This window comes from Calorimonas adulescens (assembly GCF_008274215.1).
Classification (GTDB): Bacteria; Bacillota; Thermoanaerobacteria; order Thermoanaerobacterales; family UBA4877; genus Calorimonas; species Calorimonas adulescens.
This window is the reverse complement of record NZ_VTPS01000043.1, coordinates 1-3,536: the sequence shown is the minus strand read 5'-3', so window position 1 is coordinate 3,536 and position 3,536 is coordinate 1. Positions and strand designations below refer to the sequence as shown.

At 31.1% G+C, this 3,536-nt stretch carries 2 protein-coding genes and 1 pseudogene; all 3 read right to left on the bottom strand.

Annotation, left to right across the window (positions count from 1 at the left end; translation table 11 throughout):
• Positions 1-126: 126 nt before the first annotated feature.
• Positions 127-384, bottom strand: a pseudogene (locus FWJ32_RS13145) (transposase); the annotation flags it as partial.
• Positions 385-424: 40 nt separating this feature from the next.
• The gene (locus FWJ32_RS13140; RefSeq protein WP_149546418.1) at positions 425-1,087 is read right to left on the bottom strand and encodes an ABC transporter ATP-binding protein; all 663 of its coding nucleotides are present in this window, start codon (positions 1,085-1,087) and stop codon (positions 425-427) included.
• Positions 1,088-1,105: 18 nt separating this feature from the next.
• The gene (locus FWJ32_RS13135; protein ID WP_149546417.1) at positions 1,106-3,310 is read right to left on the bottom strand and encodes an ABC transporter permease; all 2,205 of its coding nucleotides are present in this window, start codon (positions 3,308-3,310) and stop codon (positions 1,106-1,108) included.
• Positions 3,311-3,536 lie beyond the last annotated feature (226 nt).

The following is a 3,536-nucleotide window of genomic DNA, read 5'->3' as shown; positions in this document are numbered from 1 at the left end:
AGCCCATATTCCCTTTAAAATTTTGAAGCTGTTTTTTATTTTTTATCCAAAAAAGGGGAGTGCCGCTAACACTTAAATAGTGTTTTGCGACACTCCCTTCAGATTGAAGACAAACCCCCCTTTCTATTACGTAAAAAGTGGGGTTTGCTTTGTATTTGGATATAATTGTGTATATAACATAGTAAATATTGGATAAAAATCATGCAAAGGCGAAGGATTCTTACCTTTTTTCAATAGCCATGTCGCTAATTTTTTTAAATTCATGCATGCGAAAACAAGCATCGCCTGCATGGACAATTTTTTTATACTTCTTAACGTTGTCCATCGCAAACCATGCTTCTATTTCATATCTGCAAATACTCTCTCTGTTGTCTCTTTCCTTCTTGTTATATCACCTTGCTTATGCAACATCTCATCATTATCTCTATCGTATTTCTCCATCAACGATAGATAATATTCTGTCTGCACTTTGTGCTATATTTTCGTTATGTGTTATCAATACAAGTGTCTGATTATATTTTTTAATAGAACTTTTTATTAGGTTCATTACTTCACCTGTCGTTTTTGTGTCTAAATTCCCCGTGGGTTCATCTGCTAATATTATACTGGGCTTTGCTGCCAGTGCTCTGCCTATTGCCACTCTCTGCTGCTGACCTCCTGAAAGCTGATTTGGTAAATGATTTTGTCTTTCGGTTAATCCTAAAAATTCTATCAAATCATCTATATATTCTTTATCTGGTATTTTTTTATCTAGCCTTACTGGCATTTCTATATTTTCTCTTACGTTTAATACTGGTATCAAATTGTACTGCTGAAATACGAATCCTATATTTCTCCTCCTGTATATAGCTAATTTGTCCTCAGATAGCTTATATATATCCACACCATCTATCTCAACTGTTCCTTCTGTTGGTTTATCAAGTCCTCCTAATAAGTGGAGCAATGTTGATTTTCCACTTCCGCTTGGTCCTACGATTGCCAAAAATTCACCTTTTTCTACTTCTATGTTTATATTTTTTAGCGCATGTACTTTATTTTCACCCTTCCCGTAAACTTTGTTTAAATTTATCGTTTTTAATATAACCATAATATAAATGCTCCTCTCCTAATTTATTGTGCTGATAGATTCTACTATACTCATACGCTTTACCCGTTTTGATACAATAAATGTAGCTGAAAATCCTAAAAGGATATTTACTATTATGATGAAAAGATATATTTTCCAAGCAATTGTAAATTTTGGAGTGATTAAATTTGGACCTAAGTATTTAAATAATATCACCTGTCCAGTCAGTCCAAATATCACAGACAAAATGCTTGAAAATATTCCATATGTCATACCTTCAAATGTTATCATCTTTCTGAATTCTTTGTTTGTAATGCCAACGGCTCTTATCATGCCAAACTCATTTACTCTCGATATTAAGCTGTAACTTACATTATTGATTATATTTAAGAAGCTTATGGCAAATAGTACTATTACTATGGTATTTATAAATATAAGCTGATTTGTCGCAAATGCCTTTATCTTCTGCTTTTCATTGCTTAGATTTAAAACTGTCGCTCCTTGTGTTCTTTTAGCAATTTTTAAAATCTGATTGTACAATTTTTCACTGTTATAACCTGGTTTTACATTTATATCAATGAGTCTGTAATTTTTAAATCCGCTTATTTTCTGTAAAATATCGTTAGATATGACAACTTGAACACTATTATTGCCTGCATAATAATCGGAAGAATCTATTAATTTTTCTACTATTGCTCCTACAGTAAATTCTTCCTCTTTAAATTGTGCATTTGTATCTTCCATTCTAAAAAATTCTTCTCCTGTATCCCCATCTTTTCTAAAACTTTCCGTTATCTTGTCTCCAACTTTTAAATTTACTACATCAGGACTTAAATGTTTAGTGTTCATCGGATGAGGTATGGCAATGATAGCAATTTTTTCCTTTTTCATTTTTTCTATGTCTATCTGCCCTTCTTTTACATATTTTTTCATCTCTTTAAGAAGCTTATCATCATATCCATAAATATCATTTTTCAATATGTACTCGTCACTATTTGGTTCTTTAACAAGCAGGCCATTAAGTACTTCTTTAAAATAAGGAGAGTCATTTATCTGTTCAAAATATAAAGGCTCAGCTATATTTTCTTTTTTCAGTTTCATTCTCCCGTATATCGGCTGTATTGTTTTAACTTCTTCTACACCTTCTAAGTTTTTTATTTCTTGGATGTCTTCAAGAGGAATACCCACTGATAAATTTGTACCGGGTATTATTTCTATTTTATAATCGGTATTTATCTTTGATGTTTCGGCCTCTTTATTTATTTGAGCTGCTGTAAGCTCCGCGTAAAAATTTGATACTATGAATATAGTGCTCCCCAAGCACATAGATAGAATTATCATATAGAAACTTTTTTTATTTCTAAAGATGTTTCTAAGTGAAATGTATTTTGAAAATGGTAGAATTCTATATAAGAAATTTGTCTTAATTAATACTTTTTTGTATTTTATATCCGTGTTTAAATTTTTTCTTATTGAGTCAATAAGCGTTAGCCTTTTTACGCTTCTATATGTAATCAATGTAACTATAATTATAGAAATAAGGTTAATTATTATGGACATCAAGAAAACTCTCGGAGATAGAACTATATTTTTTATGTCGACTTTGCATTCTGTGAATAGATTTCCTGCTATTGAGCTTAAAAATTTCGCTCCCGCAAGACCACCCACAATTCCGATTGGTATGCTAATCAATAGTAAGGTTAATAATTCATAAAAAAGTAGCATCAAAATCTGTAAGGAACCTGCTCCAACTGCCCTCATTATTCCATATTCAGATAACCTTTGTAATATGGCTATATTGAAAATGCCTAAAATTACTATTAATGATACTACCCCTGCAACAAGTGATATCAATAAAAAAGTAGGATCTATTTTTTTGCTGCTTCCTAATGATTCCAAAAGCATATTGTTTTTTCTAACATATTTATTATCTATTTTCAAGTCCTTGGCTATGTTTTGTATATCTTTATTTATGTCAGTATTTTCATCAAACTTTACATAAACTTGTGCATTTTTATAAGAATCATTTTCATTTAAATTAAGGATGGCTTCCATCTGCCCTGATGATTTTAACCGTGGCCTGTCTTGTAAAATCCCGGTTAAAATGTATGTTTTGTTAGTCTTTTTTCCATATAAATTGAAATTAATCTTAGTACCTGGTTCCGGATTTACCCCCATGTTTTTTAAAACCCATTCTTCTATAGCTATTTCATCATCTTTTACTGGAAACCTTCCTTTTATCACCTTAGAATTAGTTAACTGTACATAATCTTTATTTGCCTTTATTATATTTAGAATTATTCGCCCATCAGGTACAGTAGAATCGTAATATGAAGAGATGCCAACTTTTTCAACATTGGGTTCATTTTTTATGTGGTTATTTTATGATAATGTCACCTTGTAGACTATCGTGATAAAATGTCACTATGGGGAATGAGGTGCGTTATCTAATGTCTCAAGAACAACTAAA